The 19,795-nt window shown below is 71.7% G+C and carries 16 protein-coding genes; 6 read left to right on the top strand and 10 right to left on the bottom strand.

All coding sequences use genetic code 11. The features are described from left to right. The first annotated feature begins 56 nt into the window (after positions 1-56). On the top strand, positions 57-1,328 hold the full coding sequence (locus ACF06X_RS23475; RefSeq protein ID WP_392289235.1) for a M6 family metalloprotease domain-containing protein: 1,272 nt from the start codon (positions 57-59) through the stop codon (positions 1,326-1,328). On the opposite strand, the gene ACF06X_RS23480 is transcribed toward ACF06X_RS23475, so the two are convergent. Next, on the bottom strand, positions 1,315-3,099 hold the full coding sequence (locus ACF06X_RS23480; RefSeq protein WP_392289425.1) for a class I adenylate-forming enzyme family protein: 1,785 nt from the start codon (positions 3,097-3,099) through the stop codon (positions 1,315-1,317). The genes ACF06X_RS23475 and ACF06X_RS23480 overlap by 14 nt on opposite strands. A gap of 243 nt (positions 3,100-3,342) precedes the next feature. Here ACF06X_RS23480 and ACF06X_RS23485 point away from each other — a divergent pair, with 243 nt between their 5' ends. The 4 genes from ACF06X_RS23485 to ahcY all read left to right on the top strand — a co-directional run bounded on the left by ACF06X_RS23485 (position 3,343) and on the right by ahcY (position 10,529). Further along, positions 3,343-4,638 carry an MFS transporter gene (locus ACF06X_RS23485; protein ID WP_392289236.1) on the top strand — a complete coding sequence of 432 codons (1,296 nt, stop codon included), beginning with the start codon at positions 3,343-3,345 and terminating at the stop codon, positions 4,636-4,638. 89 nt (positions 4,639-4,727) lie between these two features. Continuing rightward, positions 4,728-8,222, top strand: coding sequence for a methionine synthase (metH, locus tag ACF06X_RS23490; RefSeq protein ID WP_392289237.1), 3,495 nt, complete (start codon positions 4,728-4,730; stop codon positions 8,220-8,222). Further along, the gene (gene metF / locus ACF06X_RS23495) at positions 8,219-9,106 is read left to right on the top strand and encodes a methylenetetrahydrofolate reductase [NAD(P)H] (protein WP_392289238.1); all 888 of its coding nucleotides are present in this window, start codon (positions 8,219-8,221) and stop codon (positions 9,104-9,106) included. The genes metH and metF overlap by 4 nt, the downstream gene beginning before the upstream one ends. Then, entirely contained in the window at positions 9,084-10,529 is a 1,446-nt protein-coding gene (gene ahcY, locus ACF06X_RS23500) for an adenosylhomocysteinase (RefSeq protein ID WP_392289239.1), read from the top strand. Before metF ends, ahcY begins: the two co-directional genes overlap by 23 nt. Here ahcY and ACF06X_RS23505 read toward each other — a convergent pair. After that, positions 10,526-10,996 carry a MarR family winged helix-turn-helix transcriptional regulator gene (locus ACF06X_RS23505; RefSeq protein ID WP_392289240.1) on the bottom strand — a complete coding sequence of 157 codons (471 nt, stop codon included), beginning with the start codon at positions 10,994-10,996 and terminating at the stop codon, positions 10,526-10,528. The genes ahcY and ACF06X_RS23505 overlap by 4 nt on opposite strands. Positions 10,997-11,087: 91 nt before the next feature. On the opposite strand from ACF06X_RS23505, the gene ACF06X_RS23510 reads away from it, so the two are divergent. Continuing rightward, a complete protein-coding gene (locus tag ACF06X_RS23510; protein ID WP_392289241.1) occupies positions 11,088-11,438 on the top strand; it encodes a DoxX family protein in 351 nt (116 codons plus the stop codon). Positions 11,439-11,475: 37 nt separating this feature from the next. On the opposite strand, the gene ACF06X_RS23515 is transcribed toward ACF06X_RS23510, so the two are convergent. The 8 genes from ACF06X_RS23515 to ACF06X_RS23550 form a co-directional block, all read right to left on the bottom strand. Then, positions 11,476-12,180, bottom strand: a complete 705-nt coding sequence (locus tag ACF06X_RS23515; protein ID WP_392289242.1) for a tyrosine-protein phosphatase — start codon at positions 12,178-12,180, stop codon at positions 11,476-11,478. A gap of 182 nt (positions 12,181-12,362) precedes the next feature. Continuing rightward, positions 12,363-13,769: an MFS transporter gene (locus tag ACF06X_RS23520; RefSeq protein WP_392289243.1), complete on the bottom strand. Its 1,407-nt coding sequence runs from the start codon at positions 13,767-13,769 to the stop codon at positions 12,363-12,365. Positions 13,770-13,775: 6 nt separating this feature from the next. Next, positions 13,776-13,937: a hypothetical protein gene (locus ACF06X_RS23525; protein WP_392289244.1), complete on the bottom strand. Its 162-nt coding sequence runs from the start codon at positions 13,935-13,937 to the stop codon at positions 13,776-13,778. A 113-nt stretch (positions 13,938-14,050) separates the two neighbouring features. Beyond that, a complete protein-coding gene (locus ACF06X_RS23530) occupies positions 14,051-14,722 on the bottom strand; it encodes a TfuA-like protein (protein ID WP_392289245.1) in 672 nt (223 codons plus the stop codon). Then, the gene (locus ACF06X_RS23535) at positions 14,719-16,089 is read right to left on the bottom strand and encodes a YcaO-like family protein (protein ID WP_392289246.1); all 1,371 of its coding nucleotides are present in this window, start codon (positions 16,087-16,089) and stop codon (positions 14,719-14,721) included. Before ACF06X_RS23535 ends, ACF06X_RS23530 begins: the two co-directional genes overlap by 4 nt. Before the next feature lie 36 nt (positions 16,090-16,125). Further along, positions 16,126-17,121, bottom strand: a complete 996-nt coding sequence (gene senB / locus ACF06X_RS23540) for a selenoneine biosynthesis selenosugar synthase SenB (RefSeq protein WP_392289247.1) — start codon at positions 17,119-17,121, stop codon at positions 16,126-16,128. Beyond that, complete coding sequence (locus ACF06X_RS23545; protein WP_392289248.1) at positions 17,118-18,986, bottom strand: NAD(P)-dependent oxidoreductase; 1,869 nt, start codon at positions 18,984-18,986, stop codon at positions 17,118-17,120. Before ACF06X_RS23545 ends, senB begins: the two co-directional genes overlap by 4 nt. A gap of 198 nt (positions 18,987-19,184) precedes the next feature. Then, complete coding sequence (locus ACF06X_RS23550) at positions 19,185-19,787, bottom strand: NADPH-dependent FMN reductase (protein ID WP_392289249.1); 603 nt, start codon at positions 19,785-19,787, stop codon at positions 19,185-19,187. Between the last annotated feature and the right edge of the window lie 8 nt (positions 19,788-19,795).

A 19,795-nucleotide genomic window follows, 5' to 3' on the forward strand; every position in this document is an offset into this window, starting at 1 on the left:
GCCCCCGGAGCGGCCGCCACAGGCTGATCGGACAGAGCGATCAGAGAGGCGACCGCATGCAGCAGACCCGCCGGCGGATACGCAGACCCCTCGCCCTGGGCGCGGTGGCGGCCCTCGCGCTCGCCGCCCTGGCCACCGCAAGCACGAGCCTCCCCGGGCCCGCCCCCGTCTCGGCGGGACCGGTCGCCTCCGCTCCCGGTGAGGCGCCGCTCGCTCCGTGCAGGATCGCGACGACGATGGGTGTGCAGATGTCGGAGGGGCTGCCCACCGCCCCCGGATACGTCCGCTCCACCGGCCGGATCAAGGCCCTCAACCTGATGATCGACTTCCCGGACGCGCCCGGGGAGGGCACGGCCCTCGGCCGCCTGGGCGAGTTCTTCCCGAAGACCTCCGAGTGGTTCCGCACCAGCTCGTACGGGCGCCTCCACTACACCCCCGAGGCCCCGATACCCGACTGGCTGCGGATGCCGCAGGCCTTCTCCTCGTACGGGATAGAGCGCGGCTCTCCGTACGAACCGGGCTACCGCGGGCTCGTCGAGGACATCGTGAAGTCCGCCGACGCGAAGGTGGACTTCAGCGCGTACGACCTGGTGAACATCCTGGTCACCCCGAACGCCGGGCCCTCGGCCCTGGACACCGTCCTGTCCGTCACCTTCTCCGGCAACGCGGAGGCGCCCTACGCGGACGGCGTCCCGCTCTCCAACACGTCCTTCGTCTACAGCCGCCAGGACGACGGCTCCGGCACCTACGCCGAGACCGGCTACCGGGTCCTGCCGCACGAGAACGGCCACGTCTTCGGACTGCCCGACCTCTACACCGTCGACGGCGGCGGCACGGTCGGGCACTGGGACATCATGTCCGAGGACTGGGGGGCCAACAACGACTTCCTCGGCTGGCACAAGTGGAAGCTCGGCTGGCTCGACGACGACCAGATCGGCTGCGCGTCGAGGACCGGCACCAGCGAGTACACGCTGACCCCGCTGGCCACCAAGGGTGGCCGGAAACTCGCCTTCGTACCGCTGTCGGAGCAGTCGGGGTACGCCGTCGAGGTCCGCACCCGGGACGGCAACGACGAGGCCGTCTGCGAGCCCGGCGTCCTGATCTACCGGGTCGAGTCGGACGTGGACACCGGGCACGGCCCCATCACCGTGTCGGACAGCGACCGGGACAGCGGCGGCTGCACCCGGAGGCCCAACGTCCACGCGGAGCTGTCGGACGCGCCGTACCGGCCGGGCGAGACCTTCACGGACCGGACGAACGGCATCCGGATCACGGTGGTGGACGAGGACGACAAGGGCGCCTACCGCGTCCGCGTCACGCGGACCTGACCCGCTCCGTGAGCTGTTCCCTGAGCTGGTCCGTGAGCTGTTCCCTGAGCTGTTCCCTGAGCTCGCGCTTGAGGACCTTCCCGGTCGCGTTCCGGGGCAACTCCTCCTGCCGTACGTGGACGTGGGCGGGCACCTTGAAGGCGGCAAGGCGCGCCCCGACGTGCGCCCGCAGCTCCTCGACGGTGACGGCCGCCCCCTCCCGCAGCCGCAGCACGGCCGCGACCTCCTCGCCGAGGGCGGGATGCGGTACGCCGAGGACAGCCGCGTCCGCCACGTCGGGGTGGTCGTGGAGGACGGCCTCGACCTCGGCGCAGTACACGTTCTCGCCGCCCCGGATCACCATGTCCTTGAGCCGGTCGACGACGGTCACGCGGCCGTCGACGATCCGCGCGAGGTCGCCGGTGCGGAACCAGCCGTCCTCGGTGAAGGCCTCACGGGTGGCGGCCTCGTCGCCCCAGTAGCCGCGGACCAGAGACTGGCCCCGGAGCCACAGCTCGCCGATCCCGTCGGCGTCGGGCCGGTCGATCCGCACCTCGGTGGCCGGGGTCGGCCGCCCCACACTCGTCGGGTAAGCGCGGTACTCGGCGCCGAAGTTGGCCAGCACGCCGCCGCAGGTCTCGGTCAGTCCGTACCCGTTGCGCGGTTCGACACGCTCGCCGTACGCGGCGGTGAGCCGGGCGACGATCTCGGGCGGGGCGGCGGCGCCGCCGGTGTTGAGCATGACGAGGCTCGTCAGGGGATCGCCGACGCGCTCGGCGAGGTCGAGCAGGCCGAGCGCGGTCGTCGGCACGCCGGCGTAGTGCGTGACGCCGTGGCGCCGGATCAGCTCCAGGGCCGTGGCCGGGTCCCACTTCCGCATCAGGACGAGGGAGCCGCCGGCGGCCATGACGGAGTAGAAGGAGGTGAACGCGGCGACGTGGAAGAACGGGAACGTCGTCAGCGACACGGGCGTGGGGCCCTGGCCGGGGACGGTGCCGCGGCCGAGGGCGGAAGCGGCGGCGTAGTACCGCGGGTTCATCGCCGCCCCGGCCTGAGCGAGGTGGGTGGCGACGGCGCCCTTGGGGCGTCCGGTGGTCCCGGAGGTGTAGATGATGGTGGCGTCGTGCTCGGGCAGGACCTCGACGGGCGGCGGACCGAGGTACGGATCGGTGTCGGGTGCGTAGACCCGGAAGCCGTCCGGGAGCCGCGCCCCGGTCTCGGGGCGGGACTCGGGGTGGAACCCGGGGCGGGACTCGGGGTGGAACCCGGGGCGGGACTCGGGGTGGGTCTCGGGGTGGAAGACGATGCCCGGCACCCGGTGCTCGCGCGCCCAGCGCTCGACCCGCCCGGCCCGCTCCCCGTCGACGAGAAGGATCCCGGGCGTGCAGTCGTCGAGGGCGTGGGAGAACTCCTCCTCGGTCCACCAGGCGTTGAGGGGGACGGCGACGAGGCCGGCGAGCTGGGCGGCCCAGAAGGCGATCTGCCACTCGGGGTGGTTCCGCATCGCGACGACGGCCCGGTCCCCGGGGCGCAGCCCGTGGTCGTCGACGAAGCGCCGGGCCAGTCCGCAGGCGGCGTCGAAGAACGCCCGGTAGGTCAGCACCCCGTCCTCGGACACCAGGAACGGCCGGTCGCCGTACGCCCAGGTCGCCTCGACGAACTCGCGCAGTGTGCGGGGGCCCTCGACGTACACACCGTCCTCGACGGCGAAGGGCGCTCCGGGGGCGGCCAGCCGGGCGGCGACGGCCACCGCGTCGGCCGTGGCCGCCGCGGACGGATCGGTGTGCGGCACGACCACGGTCGGTCTCCTCCCAGCGCTTGCCCAGTCCTGGAGAAATGATCGCAGTGCCGCCCGTCCGGGGTACAGGGGCCCTGGGTGGTCGGACCCGGGCCGTCGGACTCAAAGCTTTGGCGAGGCTCAAGTCAGGTCAAGCGGGCGTCGGGTCCGTCTTCGATTACGAAATCTCTGTCAGGAGTTGCAGCAGAACAGACCGGGCCCGCTGTTTCAGGCGGTTTCCACGGGCACACTGCGGCGGTGGCGAAAACCTCGGCGGGCCTCAAGAAGCCCGAGACGACCTCCGGTCCGGCTGCTGCCGTGTCCGAGCGGGATCTGCCCGCCCTGCGGCGGCGGGTGACCGGCGTGCTCGTGGCCGGGCAGGTTCTCGGCGGCCTCGGTGTGGCGACCGGAATCGCGCTCGCCGCCGTACTCGCGCAGGAGATCGGCGGCAGCGCCGCCCTGTCGGGTCTTGCCCCCACCGCCGTGGTGGCGGGGACCGCTCTTGGCTCCGCGCCCCTGGGGGCGCTGATGAACCGGTACGGCCGCCGCGTCGGCCTGGTCGTCGCCTACCTCTGCGGCTCCGTCGGCGCGGCGATCGTGGTCGCCGCGGCCGCGCTCGACAGCTTCACGCTGCTGCTGGTGGGCATGGCCGGCTTCGGGGCGGCTTCCGCCGCCAACCTGCAGGCCCGGTTCGCCGCCGCCGACCTGGCGGTGCCGGAGCGCCGGGGCCGGGCCATCGCCGTCGTGGTGTGGGCCACGACCGTCGGAGCGGTCATCGGCCCCAACGTGTCCGCGCCGGCCGGCCGCAGTGTCACCCCGCTCGGTCTGCCGGCGGCCGCCGGGCCGTTCCTGTGGGCCGCGGTGGTCTTCCTCGTCGCGGCCGGCGTGATCGGCGTCCTCCTGCGCCCCGACCCGCTGCTGACTGCGCGGGCCCTCGCCCCCGTCGAGCCGGCCGCCGAGAGCCGGAACCCGCGGGCCGCGCTGATCGCGAACGCCGGCTCCTCGCGGGCCCGTTTCGCGCTCGCGGCGCTCGCCGTGACGCACACCGTGATGGTGGCGGTGATGGCCATGACTCCGGTGCATCTGGCGGGCCACGGCGCCGGCATCGAGCTCATCGGCCTGGTCATCAGCGGGCACGTGGCGGGCATGTACGCCTTCGCACCCGTCATGGGCCGGCTCAGCGACACCCTCGGCCCGCTGCCGGTGATCGCCCTCGGCATGGCACTGCTCGCGGCCGCCGCGCTGCTGGCGGGCACCGCCGGCCCGAACCATGCGCAGAGCGCGGCTGGACTCTTCGTCCTGGGCCTGGGCTGGTCGGCGGGGATCGTCGCCGGCTCGGCGCTGCTGACCGACTCCGTCGCCGAGCACGCGAGAGCGTCCGTACAGGGCCTGTCCGACCTGGTGATGAGCGTCGTCGCGGGCGTCGGCGGGGCGCTGGCCGGCCTGGTCGTCGCGGTCGGCGGCTACGGCGCGCTCAACCTGATCTCCGCCTGCCTCTTGATCCCGCTCGCCGTCGCCCACGCGGCGCTGGTGCGGCGGCGGGAGGGGCAGTGAACCCGCCCGCCACCACTTTCGCCGACCAAGCCGACCAAGCTGACCTAGCTGACCAAGCCGACAGCCGTCGCATCCCAGGGAGCTCACCCATGGCCTCGTCGCCACCCCCTTCCGCCGACAGCCGGACTCGCGCCGCCCGCCTCCGCGAGGCACTCGCGACCCGCGTGGTCGTGGCCGACGGAGCCATGGGCACCATGCTCCAGGCACAGGATCCGTCGATGGAGGACTTCGAGCAGCTGGAGGGCTGCAACGAGATCCTGAACGTCACGCGGCCGGACATCGTCCGCTCGGTGCATGAGGAGTACTTCGCCGCGGGCGTGGACTGCGTCGAGACGAACACCTTCGGCGCGAACTTCGCGGCGCTGGCCGAGTACGACATCCCGGAGCGCGTCCACGAGCTGTCCGAGGCGGGGGCGCGGATCGCACGGGAGGTCGCGGACGAGTTCACCGCCTCGACCGGGCGGCAGCGGTGGGTCCTGGGTTCGATGGGTCCGGGTACGAAGCTGCCGACGCTGGGCCACGCTCCGTACACCACCCTGCGGGACGCCTACCAGCGGAACGCCGAGGGGATGCTCGCCGGCGGCGCGGACGCGCTGCTGGTGGAGACGACGCAGGATCTGCTGCAGACGAAGGCGTCGGTGATCGGCGTCCGCCGCGCCCTGGACGCGCTGGGCCTCGACGTACCGCTGATCTGTTCCGTGACGGTGGAGACCACCGGCACGATGCTGCTGGGTTCGGAGATCGGGGCGGCGCTGACCGCCCTGGAGCCGCTGGGCATCGACATGATCGGTCTGAACTGCGCCACGGGCCCGGCCGAGATGAGCGAGCACCTGCGCTATCTCGCCCGCCACTCCCGTATCCCGCTCTCCTGCATGCCCAACGCCGGACTGCCCGTCCTCGGCAAGGACGGCGCCCACTATCCGCTCTCGCCGGCCGAACTGGCCGACGCCCAGGAGACCTTCGTCCGCGAGTACGGACTCTCGCTCGTCGGCGGCTGCTGCGGTACCACCCCGGAGCACCTGCGCCAGGTCGTCGAGCGGGTCCGCGACCTGACCCCGGCCGTCCGCGAGCCTAGGCCCGAGCCGGGAGCTTCCTCGCTGTACTCGCATGTGCCGTTCCGGCAGGACACGGCGTATATGGCGATCGGGGAGCGGACGAACGCCAACGGTTCGAAGAAGTTCCGTGAGGCGATGCTGGAGGGCCGCTGGGACGACTGTGTGGAGATGGCCCGCGACCAGATCCGTGAGGGCGCGCACATGCTCGACCTCTGCGTGGACTATGTGGGGCGTGACGGTGTCGCGGACATGGCGGAGCTGGCGGGCCGTTTCGCGACCGCTTCGACGCTGCCGATCGTGCTGGACTCCACCGAGGTCGAGGTATTGCGGGCAGGTCTGGAGAAGCTCGGCGGCCGGGCGGTCATCAATTCCGTCAACTACGAGGACGGTGACGGCCCGGAGTCCCGGTTCGCGAGGGTCACGGCGCTCGCGAAGGAGCACGGTGCGGCGCTGATCGCGCTGACGATCGACGAGGAGGGCCAGGCCCGGACGGTCGAGCACAAGGTCGCCATCGCCGAGCGGCTGATCGAGGACCTGACCGGCAACTGGGGTATCGACGAGTCGGACATCCTGATCGACTGCCTCACCTTCACGATCTGCACCGGGCAGGAGGAGTCCCGCAAGGACGGCATCGCGACGATCGAGGCGATCCGCGAGCTCAAGCGCCGCCGGCCGAATGTGCAGACGACGCTTGGTCTGTCGAACATTTCCTTCGGTCTCAACCCGGCGGCCCGGGTTCTGCTCAACTCCGTCTTTCTCGACGAGTGTGTGAAGGCGGGTCTGGACTCGGCGATCGTGCACGCGAGCAAGATCCTGCCGATCGCCCGCTTCGACGAGGAGCAGGTCACCACCGCCCTCGATCTCATCTACGACCGGCGCTCCGAGGGCTACGACCCGCTGCAGAAGCTGATGGCGCTGTTCGAGGGCGTCAACATGAAGTCGATGAAGGCGGGGCGTGCCGAGGAGCTGATGGCCCTCCCGCTCGACGAGCGCCTCCAGCGACGCATCATCGACGGCGAGAAGAACGGCCTGGAGGCCGACCTCGACGAGGCCCTCACGACCCGTGCCGCCCTGGACATCGTCAACGACACCCTCCTGGAGGGCATGAAGGTCGTCGGCGAGCTCTTCGGCTCGGGTCAGATGCAGCTGCCGTTCGTGCTCCAGTCCGCCGAGGTCATGAAGACCGCCGTGGCCTACCTCGAACCGCACATGGAGAAGACCGACGACGACGGCAAGGGCACGATCGTGCTCGCCACCGTCCGGGGCGATGTCCACGACATCGGGAAGAACCTCGTCGACATCATCCTCTCCAACAACGGCTACAACGTGGTCAACATCGGGATCAAGCAGCCCGTCTCCGCGATCCTGGAAGCGGCCGAGGAGCACCGGGCCGATGTGATCGGGATGTCCGGTCTGCTGGTCAAGTCCACGGTGATCATGAAGGAGAACCTGGAGGAGCTCAACGGCCGCGGTCTCGCCGGCCGCTTCCCCGTCATCCTCGGCGGCGCCGCCCTGACCAGGGCCTATGTCGAGCAGGACCTGCACGAGATCTATCAGGGCGAGGTCCGCTACGCCCGGGACGCCTTCGAGGGCCTGCGCCTCATGGACGCCCTCATGGGAATCAAGCGCGGGGTGCCCGGAGCCGTACTTCCCGAGCTGAAGCAGCGCCGAGTACCGAAACGCGACACACCGATCGAGATCAACGAGCCGGAGCCGGGCGGCCGTTCGGACGTCGCCACCGACAACCCCATACCCACGCCCCCCTTCTGGGGCACGCGTGTCACGAAGGGTATCCAGCTGAAGGAGTACGCGTCCTGGCTGGATGAGACGGCGCTGTTCAAGGGGCAGTGGGGTCTGAAGGACGCGGCCACGATCGAGGCGGAGGGCAGGCCTCGGCTGCGGGGTCTGCTGGAGCGGCTCCAGACCGGCCGCCTTCTGGAGGCGGCCGTGGTCCACGGCTACTTCCCCTGCGTCTCCAAGGGTGACGATCTGATCGTCCTGGACGAGGACGGCGGCGAGCGGACCCGCTTCTCCTTCCCCCGCCAGCAGCGGGGCCGCCGCCTGTGTCTGGCCGACTTCTTCCGCCCGGAGGACTCCGGAGAGGTCGACGTCCTCGCCCTGCAGGTCGTCACCGTCGGCTCCCGGATCGGCGAGGAGACCGCGAAGCTCTTCGCCGCCGACCACTACCGCGACTACCTCGAACTCCACGGCCTGTCCGTGCAGCTGGCCGAAGCACTGGCCGAGTACTGGCACGCACGGGTACGCGCCGAGTGGGGCATCGCGGGCGCCATGGAACCGGCCGGCATCGAGGGAATGCTCCGCACCGAATACCAGGGCTGCCGGTACTCCCTCGGCTACCCCGCCTGCCCCGACCTCGAAGACCGCGCGAAGATCGCCGACCTGCTACGGCCCGAACGCATCGGGGTCCAGCTGTCGGAGGAGTACCAGCTCCACCCCGAGCAGTCCACGGACGCGATCGTCGTCCACCACCCCGAAGCCAGCTACTTCAACGCGGGAGGCCGACGATGAACCCCTCGCAGGCCCCGACCTTCTCCTTCGAGTTCTCCCCTCCCCGGTCGGACGCCGGCGAGCGGACCCTGTGGGACGCGATCCGCCGAGTGGAGGCGCTCGCGCCGGACTTCGTCTCGGTGACGTACGGCGCCGGCGGCTCGTCCCGTGACCGGACGATCGACGTCACCCACCGCATCGCCACCGAGACCACCCTGCGCCCGGTGGCCCACCTGACCGCCGTCGGGCACACGGTCGCCGAGCTGCGTCAGATCATCGGCCGGTACGCCGACGCGGGGATCCGTGACGTCCTCGCCCTGCGCGGCGACCCGCCCGGCGACCCCAAGGGCGCCTGGGTCCCCCACCCCGGCGGCCTGCGGTACGCGTCCGAACTTGTCGAACTCATCCGTGATCTGGGGGACTTCAGGGTCGGCGTGGCCGCCTTCCCCGAGCGCCACCCGCGCTCGGCCTCATGGGCCGAGGACATTCGCCACTTCGTGGCCAAGTGCCGGGCGGGTGCCGACTACGCCATCACGCAGATGTTCTTCGACGTGGAGGACTACCTGCGGCTGCGCGACCGTGTGACGGCGGCCGGCTGCGACACCCCGATCATCCCCGAGATCATGCCCGCGACCGACTTCCGCCAGATCAGACGCTTCGCCGAGCTGAGCGACGCCCGTTTCCCCGGAGCGCTCGCGGCCCGCCTGGAGGCGGCGAGTGACAGTCCGGCGGACGGTCACCGCATCGGCGTGGAGTACGCGACGGTCATGGCCGAGCGCCTCCTGTCCGAGGGCGCACCCGGGCTGCACTACATCACCTTGAACCGCTCGACGGCTTCCGTCGAGATCCACCAGAACATCCGGCATTCATTCAGGAGCACGCATGTCCTCGCAGCCCACGGCTGACACTCTCCCCCGCCCCGATCTCGACGGTTTCACGGATTTCAAGGTCGCGGACATCTCGCTGGCGGAGTTCGGCCGCAAGGAGATCACGCTGGCCGAGCACGAGATGCCCGGCCTGATGTCGATCCGCCGCGAGTACGCCGCCACCCAGCCGCTCGCCGGGGCGCGGATCACCGGCTCCCTGCACATGACCGTGCAGACCGCCGTCCTCATCGAGACCCTGGTCGCCCTCGGCGCCCAGGTCCGCTGGGTGTCCTGCAACATCTACTCCACCCAGGACCACGCCGCCGCCGCCATCGCCGCCGCGGGCATCCCCGTCTTCGCCTGGAAAGGCGAAACCCTCGACGAGTACTGGTGGTGCACCGAACAAGCCCTGACCTGGCCCGACGCCCCCGGCCCCAACATGATCCTCGACGACGGCGGCGACGCCACCCTCCTCGTCCACAAAGGCGTCGAATACCAGAAGGCAGGCACCGTCCCCGACCCGGCGACAGCCGACAACGACGAACTCCGCGTCATCCTCGAACTGCTGAAGACCACCACCCTGGACTGGACAGCGATGGCCGCCGACATCCGCGGCGTCACCGAAGAAACCACCACCGGCGTCCACCGCCTCTACGAAATGCACCGCGAAGGCCGCCTCCTCTTCCCCGCCATCAACGTCAACGACGCCGTCACCAAGTCCAAGTTCGACAACAAATACGGCTGCCGCCACTCCCTGATCGACGGCATCAACCGCGCCACCGACGTCCTCATCGGCGGCAAGACCGCCGTCGTCTTCGGCTACGGCGACGTCGGCAAGGGCTGCGCCGAATCCCTGCGCGGCCAGGGCGCCCGCGTCATCATCACCGAGATCGACCCCATCTGCGCGCTCCAGGCCGCGATGGACGGCTACCAGGTCGCCACCCTCGACGACGTCGTCGAGACCGCCGACATCTTCATCACCACCACCGGCAACAAGGACATCATCATGGCGTCCGACATCGCCAGGATGAAGCACCAGGCCATCGTCGGGAACATCGGCCACTTCGACAACGAGATCGACATGGCCGGCCTGGCCCAGATCCCGGGCATCGTCAAGGACGAGGTCAAGCCCCAGGTCCACACCTGGACCTTCCCCGACGGCAAGGTGGTCATCGTGCTGTCCGAGGGCCGTCTGCTGAACCTGGGCAACGCCACCGGGCACCCCTCGTTCGTGATGTCGAACTCGTTCGCCGACCAGACCCTGGCCCAGATCGAGCTGTTCACCAAGCCCGAGCAGTACCCCACCGACGTCTACGTCCTGCCCAAGCACCTCGACGAGAAGGTGGCCCGCCTCCACCTCGACGCACTCGGCGTGAAGCTCACCACCCTGCGCCCGGAGCAGGCCGCCTACATCGGCGTCCCCGTCGAAGGCCCGTACAAGCCGGACCACTACCGCTACTAGTCGCAGGCGTAGTCGTCGGCCGCTGTCCTGATCCGGGTCAGCAGCCGGCGCAGCGCGGTCCGGTCCCTGGCGGAGAGGTCGGCGAAGAGCTCCTCCTCCGCCGCGGTGAGCGCGGCGTCGGTGGCCTTCAGCGCGGTGGTCCCCTCCGGGGTGATCTCCACGATGTGGCGGCGCCGGTCCGCGGGGTCGCGGCGGCGCCGGGCCAGGTCGTCGCGCTCCAGATCGTTGAGGAGGGTGACGACCACGCTCGGGTCGACGCCGAGGACCTCGATCAGCGCCTGCTGGGTCACCGGTCCGTCCGCCAGGTACATCAGCGTCATCGCGTGCCGGGGGGTCAGACCCGTCACGCCGAGGGCACCGCGCACCCGCCTGTCGGCGATCGCGCCGTGGTGGGCGAGGAGGAAGCCCAGCCGGTCCGTCGGCTCGCCCGTTCTCTTCTCCGCTGCCATCTCCACATCCGCTGCCATATCCACACCGTAGCAGACGCTATATTGTCGGCATCGGCGAATCGTTGATACGCTTCAATCATCTCAGACAACCAACAATGGGAGCCCCCAGATGTTCATCGCCTACGTCGTCCTCGCCGCCCTGATCTCCTTCATGCTCGTCTTCTCCGCACGGTCCAAGCTCGTCAAGGACAAGGACATCGTCGAGACCATGACCCGTCTCGGCGTCCCGCAGAGCTGGTACCCGCTGCTGGCCCTCGCGGAGTTCGCCGGTGCGGCCGGCCTGCTGATCGGCATCTGGTACCGCCCCCTGGGCATCGCCGCCGCGATCGGCGTCGTCCTGTACTTCGTCGGCGCCGTGATCTCCCACCTGCGCGTCAAGGACGTCAAGGGCACCCCGTTCCCGATCATCCTGCTGCTGGTCTCCGCCGCGCCGATCGTCCTCGGTCTCGCCACCGTGTGACCCGGGCCCGGGCCTTCGGGGTCCCCGCCGGAAGGCTTCAGGAAGCCGCCGTCAGCCTTGTGCGGACGGCGGCTATCTGCTGTCCGGACAGCCCTCCCGCGCCGAGGTGCGCCTCGGGGTCGAAGGAGTCGAGCGCCGCTTCCACCGCGCCGCGCACCGTGGTTCCCTCCCGGGCGAGGAGCGCCGCGAGCCGATGCCGCGGGTCGGGCTCGCCGACCGCCGCGAACAGCGGGGAGAGCCGGTCGGCGCTCAGGTCGTAGTCGGCCGCGATCTCGGCCGGCGAGACGCCCGCGAGGGCGAGCAGCACCAGGCTGACCAGGCCGGTCCTGTCCCGCCCCACCGCACAGTGGAAGAGGACGCCGCCCTCCTTCGCGGCGGCGACGGCGGCGAGGACCGCGGCGGTCTGCCCGGGGTGGGCCCGGAGGAACGCCCGGTAGGCGAGCGGGGTGCCGCGGCCCCAGATCCCGTCGGTGACCGCCCCGGCGGGGTGCAGGGGGATCCGCAGGGTGGTCAGGCCCGCCGGGCGGGGAGCGGCGTCCTCCCCCGGCTCGTCGGCGTTGCGCAGATCGATGACGGTACGGACGCCGTACTCCCACAGCCGCTGCCAGCCGCGCGCGGTCAGCCGGTGCACGGCGTCGGAGCGCACCAGCGCGCCCCGGGCCGTGGTGCGGCCGTCGCGGGTGGGGATGCCGCCGAGGTCGCGGGTGTTGAAGCAGCCTTCCCAGTCCAGGTGCCGGTTCACAGGGGTCCTCCAGGTGGAACGCGAAGAACCCCCGTCTCTGGGACGAGGGTTCGGAGGTGGTCGGAGTCGTCGGGGTGATCGGAGTGGTCACCGCGTACGACGAAGCGGCGGGCCCGGGTGAGTCACTCGGGCCCGCCGCTTCGTCCTACGCGGTGGTGCGGTCGTTCAGTCGGTGCGGTCGTTCAGTCGGTGCGGACGTTCGGCTGGTCCGGGGCTGTGCGCGGTCTGACGCGCAGGGCCAGCAGGCAGGCGCCCGCCGTCACCGCGAGGACGACCGCGAACGGGACGGTGTACGCCTCACCGCCTCCGGCCCCCAGCCCGGAGCCGGCGTTGAACAGGGCCCCGGCGAGGCCCATCAGCAGCACCTGTCCGATGCCCTGGGCGACCTGGAGGGCGGCGGAGTACCGCCCCTGCTCCCGTGGGGGGCAGTACTCCAGGACCAGGACGGTCAGGCTGGGCAGCAGCACCCCCATGCCGAGGCCCGCGACCGCCAGGGCGGCGCCGGTGAGGAGGACGGGAGCCCCGCCGGACGCGCCGGCCACCGCGAGCAGGGCGGCGGCGGTGACGGCGCCGGCACCGCCGGCCACCAGCCGGTGGCGGGGCAGCGCCGACAGGGTGTGACCCTGCAGCCAGGAGGCACCGGCCCAGGTGAGGGTCGCCGCCGTGAAGATGATGCTCGCCGCCGTCACCGACACTCCGCGTTCGCGGATCAGCATCAGCGGCAGGAAGGACTCCAGCGTGAAGTAGCTTCCCGCCGCCAGGCCGCCCAGCAGGACCACCGAGGGGATCCCGCGGCCCGCCCGCAGGGTGCCGCCGGGCAGGAGCCTGGGCAGGGCCGGGAGGAGGAGGGCCGCGCCGGCCACGGCGAAGAGCAGATGCCACAGGTCCCAGGCGGAGGCGGCGTACTGCAGCAGACCGGCCCCGACGGCGGCCACCGCCGCCGGGGCGGCCCGGCCGGGGCCCTCGGCCTCCTCGCTGCCGGTGTCCGGCGCCCCGCGCCAGGCGAAGAAGGCCGGGACGGCGGTGAGGACGGCCAGGGCGAAGAACACCCAGCGCCAGGAGTACCACTCGGTGACCAGGCCCGCGACGGGCGGTCCTGCCAGCGAGGGGATGATCCAGCAGGTGCTCATCAGGGCGAGCGCGCGCGGCCGCAGGCCGGCCGGATAGGTGCGACCGATGGTGACGTTGACCGCCACGGTGACCGTGCTGGCGGCCAGCCCGTCGACGACGCGGCCGGCGACCAGCTGCCACACCGTGGTGGCGCTGCCGGCGATCACCAGGCCCACCACGGAGAGGACCAGGCCGGCCAGGAGCGGCCGGCGCGGACCGTACCGGTCGGTGAGCTGTCCGGCCAGCACGCTGCCGAACAGACTGGCCGCGACGAAGCCGCCGAAGACCAGGGCGTAGAAGCGCAGTCCGTCGAGCTCCCGTACGGCGACCGGCATGGTCGTCACAAGCGCCAGGGCCGCGAACCCCATCAGGAACATGACACACGCGAACCCGATGGTGGAGTGGAGGTAGGTGCGCGAGAAGAGGCCGTCCTCGGCTGCGGACGGTGTCTGTCCCGGACTCCGGATCTCGGTCGTCATCCGGCGTTACTCGATGGAGGTCATGACGGTCATGGTCAGGGACTCCAGGGTGCCCAGGACCTCCTGACCCGTCGCGGCCTTGACGTTGTCCAGGAAGTCCTGCAGCTGCTCCGGGCTCTGGCAGGCCAGCGGGTGGAAGGCCGGGTCCAGCGTGTCGGCGGGCGGCATCGCTCGCTCCTCTCGGTGTCGGTGTCGGTGTCGGTGTCGGTGTCGGTGTCGGCGTCGGCGTCGGCGTCGGCGTACGCGTACGTCGGGAACGCGCGGGTGATGGGTGGGCGGCGTCAGACGCGCGCGCCGGGGCGGGCCGCGAGGTACTCGCGCATCCGGGCCAGCAGCTCCAGGGCGTCGTCGCGCTTGGTGTCCGGGGCGTCCTCGGCGAAGAAGCGGCAGATCCGCTCGTGCTCCTCGGCCGAGACCTCCCGGCGCAGCAGCATCAGCGCGGCGCGGGTGTTGCGCTGGGGGAAGTAGAGCCCCTTGGCGATGCGCAGGAAGCGGTCCGCGGTGTCCTGGGTGAACGCCTCCTGGACAAGGCCCGCGGAGATGGCGAACCGCAGGTTGATCATCGGCTCGGAGAGCGCGCCGAGGCCCTTCTCGTCGTAGACGACGGCGACGTCGTCATCGTCGTCGTTCCGGCCGGAGTGGTACTCCTCGAAGATCTTGCCCACGCCGACCATCCCGAACGGCGCGCATTCGGCGGCGCGCAGGGCGCCCATGCTGGAGGAGCCGAAGACCTTCACGCCCGCGTCGATGGCCGCGAGGACCTCCTTGGGCGAGATGCACAGGCTCTGCAGGAACTTGCCGTCCACGATGCCGATCGCGGCGGGCGGCTCCTCGCGAGCCAGCAGCCGGCCGATGTCGCCGCGCTGCACCGGGGGCGCGAACTCCGCGTCGAGTTCGAGGCCCGCCGCCTCCGTGCTGATGCTGGGGCCGATGAAGACCACTGCGCTGCTCATGCGGAAACCGCCTCACGGTCGTCGGTACGGATCGGTGTGTGGCGCTTGAGCCGCGTCAGCTCGGCCAGCGCCTCGTTCCAGGCGGCGGCCCCCCGGGCGCCGATCTTGCAGTGGTCCACGGCCCAGGACTCCAGCTGCGGGACCATCACCCGGACGACCTTGACCGGGATGCCGGGCGGTGACAGGTCGATGGCGTAGGCGCGGTCGATCCCGCGCCGGCGCAGGCGGTCCAGGATGAGCCGTACGTCGTCCATGACGTCGGCGGTCTGCCAGGAGGGGATGTCCTCGAAGCTCACCAGCTTGTGCATGGGCCGCCAGGCCCAGGCGCCCTTGTCGATGGTGGACGACCGCTGGACGTGCTTCTGGTACTTCGTCACCTCCTCGTCCGGCAGCCGGATGTCCTCGCGCATGGCCTGGATGTCGACGGCCCGGCTCTGCGCGCATTCGGTGATGGCGCGGATGACGGCCACGCCCGCGTCGGGGTGGGTGCCGAACCCGCCGTGGCCCTTGGAGGTCGTGGGGCCGATCTCCTCGTGCGTGGCGGCCAGGAAGCTCGGGATGCCGAGGTCCGAGGTGATGTGGACGATCCGCATGTCGAGGTCGGCGTCGGCGAACTTCGCCACCAGCTCGCGGGCGAGCGGGGGAAGCGTGGCCGGGTCGACGTGCGGGTGCAGCTCCTTGAGGTGGCGGGTGACCTCCTCCGGCTGGGCCTCGCACAGCAGGCCCTTCTCCAGGATCTGGCACAGCTGGTTGCTGACCAGCTCCGCGTTGGTCATCGAGTCCCGCTCGATCAGCTCGGTCAGCGCGTGGCAGACGGCCTCCTCGAAGTTGTTGCCGGAGGCCAGGCCGTTGGTGGTGCTGACCTCGTAGGCGGGCATCTCGTGGGAGCTGAGGGAGTAGACGGCGCAGTCCTGCGGGATGAGGACGGTCTCCTCGCCGATCAGGTCGTACGCCTCGACCCAGGAGATCGGGGCGTCGTCGCGGTAGTGCGCCGACAGGGCGACGAGGTTGTCGCGCGGGTTCATCACCGCCCGTCCCTCCTTGAGGAGTTCCTCGTACGAGGCGATGACGGCGGGGCGCATCGGGAGGCCGGCGGAGAACCGCTCGATGGCCTCCATCACGGCGGACGTCTTGGCGTCGATGGGCGTCAGGCCCTTGCCGTTGTAGACGGAGATGATGTCGTTGGAGCGGGGGGCGATGGCGTTGTAGACGGGGATGCCGACCCGGTCCAGCCAGGTCACCTCCGCCACGCGCGTGATGCCGGCGCGCCGCAGGTGCGGCTGTACCCGCTCGAAGGTCTGGGCCGCGGTGAACTCGCGGTGGACGCCGCTGCCGTTGACCTTCGGTACCGAGTTTCTGAGTTTCACGGATCGCCTTTCGTACGGAAGGGGCTGGGAGGTTGTTCAGGAGGCGGTGACGGCCGCGGGCGGGACCTCGGCCCGCAGTTCGGCCAGCAGGTCGGCCCAGGCGTCCCGCTCCCGGTCGGGGTCGGCGAGGAAGGCCAGGTCCCGGCAGTGGGCGCGCAGCCGGTCGAGGAAGCCGTCCCGGTTCTCCTCGGCGGCGGTGAGCGCGGCGGCCAGGGCGGCCGCGTCCCCCACCGGGTAGTAGCCGGGGTAGTCCGCGCCGAGCAGTCCGGTCGAGCCGGGGATACGGGTGGAGAGGACGGGGACGCCGAGGGCGAGCGCCTCGGTGACGACGTTCGCCCCGCCCTCGTGGCGGGACGAGAGCACGAGCAGCCGGCTGCGGGCGAGGAGGGACAGCGCCTCGCCTCGGGGCAGCGGGCCGAGCCAGGTGTAGCGCGGGTTGGCGGCGGACTCCTCGGTGAGCTGCCGGAGCATGCCGTCGTCGCGGGCGCCGCCGGCGTGACTGAGCCGGATGCGGGAGGCGGCCGGGAGCATGCGTACGGCCTGGGCCGGCAGCAGCGGGTCCTTCACCGGCCTGGCGTGCGCCAGGACGGCGATCTCGAAGCAGTCGGTACGGGGGGTGGAGGCGGCGTCCGGGGCGACGGCCGGGGGGAGGGACTGGGTGATGACCCGGGCGCGGTGCCGCAGTTCCGGCGGAAGCTGGAGGGCGCCGAGCTCCTGCAGGGTGACGAACCGGAAGGCCAGGTCCAGGACGGCGCGGTCGACCCCGCTGGTCTCGAAGTCGGGGTAGAGGTCGGTGCCGGTGAGGCCGATGACGATGGGCAGGCCGGGCCGGCGGGCGGCGAACAGCCGGACGCACTCGGCGCTCTTGCCGGCGTGCAGGGCGACAAGGAGGTCGTACGGCGCCTCGTCGTACGCGAGGCTGACGCGGACCTCGTGGCCCAGGCCGGTCAGGATCCGGGCCCAGCGCCGGGCGGTGACGCCGTTGCCGTAGTCGCTGGTGTCGGGCTCCGGGCTCGCGATGAGGATCCTCACGCGCGCCACCCCCCGTCGTACGCCAGGTACTGGGCGAAGGCCCGCATACCGTCCTCCACGGATATCGATTCCTTCCGGCTGGGTGCACGCTGGGCGAGCGGGGTGGTCGGGGCGGATGTCGCCGGGGTGGTCGCCGCGTCGGCGCGGACGGTGCGGACGTCGCGGGCGTCGCGGACCTCGCGGACGTCGCGGACAGAGCGGACGGTGCGCGGCACCTGACGGGTCACGGCGCAGACCAGGTCGGCGAGTTCGCTCTCCCCGTAGGTGGCGGAGGCGATGTCGAGGACGGGTGGGCGCGGCCGCAGGCGCAGCACCTCGTCGATCGCCGCGGCGATGTCCCGGATGTCGGTGAGCCGGTGGACGCGCCCGGGCCGGAGGGTCAGCGGCTGGGATCGCCAGGCCCGCCGGATCCAGCGGGCCACGAGGCTGTCGGCCGGGGCGTGCGGACCGACGGGCTGGGCGATGCGCAGCACGTGCAGGTCCGGGGCGGTGGAGCTACGGGCGCCACGGACCGCCGACGCTCCGGCGCGGAGCTCCGCCGTACCGGCGAGGACGACGTGTCGGACGCCCGACTTCTCGGCGGCGGCGAGGAGTTCGACGAAGAGGGCGGGGTCGTCGGGGGTGCCGGGGTCGACGGTCAGGTGGACGACGTGGGTGGCGTCCGCGACGTGGGGCAGTGCGGTGCGGCCCGGGCGCACCTCGACGCGGTGCCCCAGGTCTTCGAGGTATCCGGCGACGGCGACGGTGAACGGGGTGGGGGTGGCGGCCAGGAGTGTCAGCGGTGTGCGGCGCGGGGGCGCGGGGCGGCGGGGGCGGCGCGCGCACGAGCGGCCCGCGTCCACGGCCGCGGACGCGAGGCGGAGCATGCGGGGGCCGTCCTCGGTGATCCGCTCGGCGGTGAGTTCGTCGCAGCGGCCGCCGGGCCAGAGGCTCTCCAGCGCGCGCAGGGCGAGGTGGGGACGGGACAGGCCGGTGACGGACGGCGCGTCGTGCAGGGCGTATCCCATGGCGAAGCCGGTGAGCCAGACGTCCCGGGCGTCGGCGGTGAGCGGTTCGCCGGCCGGGAGGCGGGGCCGGTACGCGGACTCGGCCAGGCCCCAGCGGCGCAGCTGACGCTCGGTCTCCACGTACTCCCAGGAGTTCTCCCGGCGGACGGCGCAGTGCGGGACGCCGTGCTTGTAGAAGGGGACGACATCGAACCGGGCGACCCGCTCGCCGTTCGCGGACACGGCAGCGGAGACGCCCACCGTCGCGGCCGGGGCGGCGAAGCAGGCCGAGCGCCGCGGGCCGTGGGCGGCGTTGCCGGCCACGCTCGGGATGTCGGAGTGCTCCACGGGGTTGGGGACCGAGAGGTACAGAGGCACACCCGCCGAGGCGAGGTAGCGGTGCATCAGTACGTCGTACGGCCAGCCGGCGCCCGTGGTGTCGGCGTAGGCGCGGTAGCCGCGCGCCACCGGCGCGGGCAGCATCAGGGCCAGGCACGGGGTGTACTCGTCCAGGCCCTCGGCCCAGTCGGCACCGGCCAGGGCGGCCATCCGGACGGCGGCGCCGTTGCGCGAGTTCCAGTTGGTGTAGAAGGCGACGGCGGCGTCCGGGAACGCGCGGGCGGCCCGCCGGACGTGCGCGAAGAAGCCCGGGTCGAGCCGGACGTCGTCCTCGAGCACCAGGTGGTGGGTCGCCCCGGGGGCGACGGCGCTCCAGGCGAGGGCCGCGGTGCGCACGGCGGTCGGCGGGCCGGTCGGGTCGGGGTCGAGGACGACCCGGAGGAAGCCGCCGGGGGCGAGCGCCGCGATGGCCTCGGCCTCGCGCCGTCGCCGGGGGTGCGCCATCACCGCTCCGCCGAGCCTCGGCATGGTCGTGGGCATCCCCGTGTCCCCCAGTTCTGTTGCGGTCGCATGAACAAGCAAGCGAGACGCTAGAAACCGGCTTGGCGGTACGTCAATGGCCTAGACCAAACTTGTAAACCGGCTGGCATGTTTTTGACGTGAGGGGCACGAACACGAAAGAAGGCCGGGGCGGATCATGAAGATCCGCCCCGGCCGTCGCTCATTCCTCCCGCGAGGTCACTCCGCCGCGTACGGCACCTTGGCCCGCGCGTCGTGCAGGGCCTGGCCCCACCAGTTCAGCTGGTCCAGCAGGATCTTGGCCGCACCGTCGGCGCCCTCCGCCGCCTGCCACGAGCCGTCCTCACCGAACTGCTCCCAGTAGTTGGAGAAGGCGAGCGAGTCCCGGACCGTGACGGCGTGCAGCTCCGCGAAGACCTGGCGCAGCTGCTCGACCGCGCGGGCGCCGCCGGCGCCGCCGCCGTAGGAGACAAAACCGACCGGCTTGGCACGCCACTGGGTGAAGTGCCAGTCGATGAGGTTCTTCAGCGACGCCGGGAAGCTGTGGTTGTACTCGGGGGTGACGACCACGAACGCGTCCGCCTCCTCCAGTTTGGCGGCGAGCGGGAGCAGCTCGGCCGGACGGTCCTCGGGCGCCGCCATGGCCGGCGGGACCGGTCCGAGGACCAGGGGCAGCGGCTGCTCGGCCACGTCGATGACCTCGACGTCGAACTGCCCGTACTGCGTGGCCTGCTCGGTGAACCACTGGGAGACGACCGGGCCGAAGCGGCCCTCGCGGACACTGCCGACTATGACGGCCAGCTTCAGCTTCTGATCAGACATGGCAAGGC

The sequence above is a fragment of the Streptomyces sp. NPDC015346 genome (assembly GCF_043078785.1).
GTDB lineage: Bacteria > Actinomycetota > Actinomycetes > Streptomycetales > Streptomycetaceae > Streptomyces.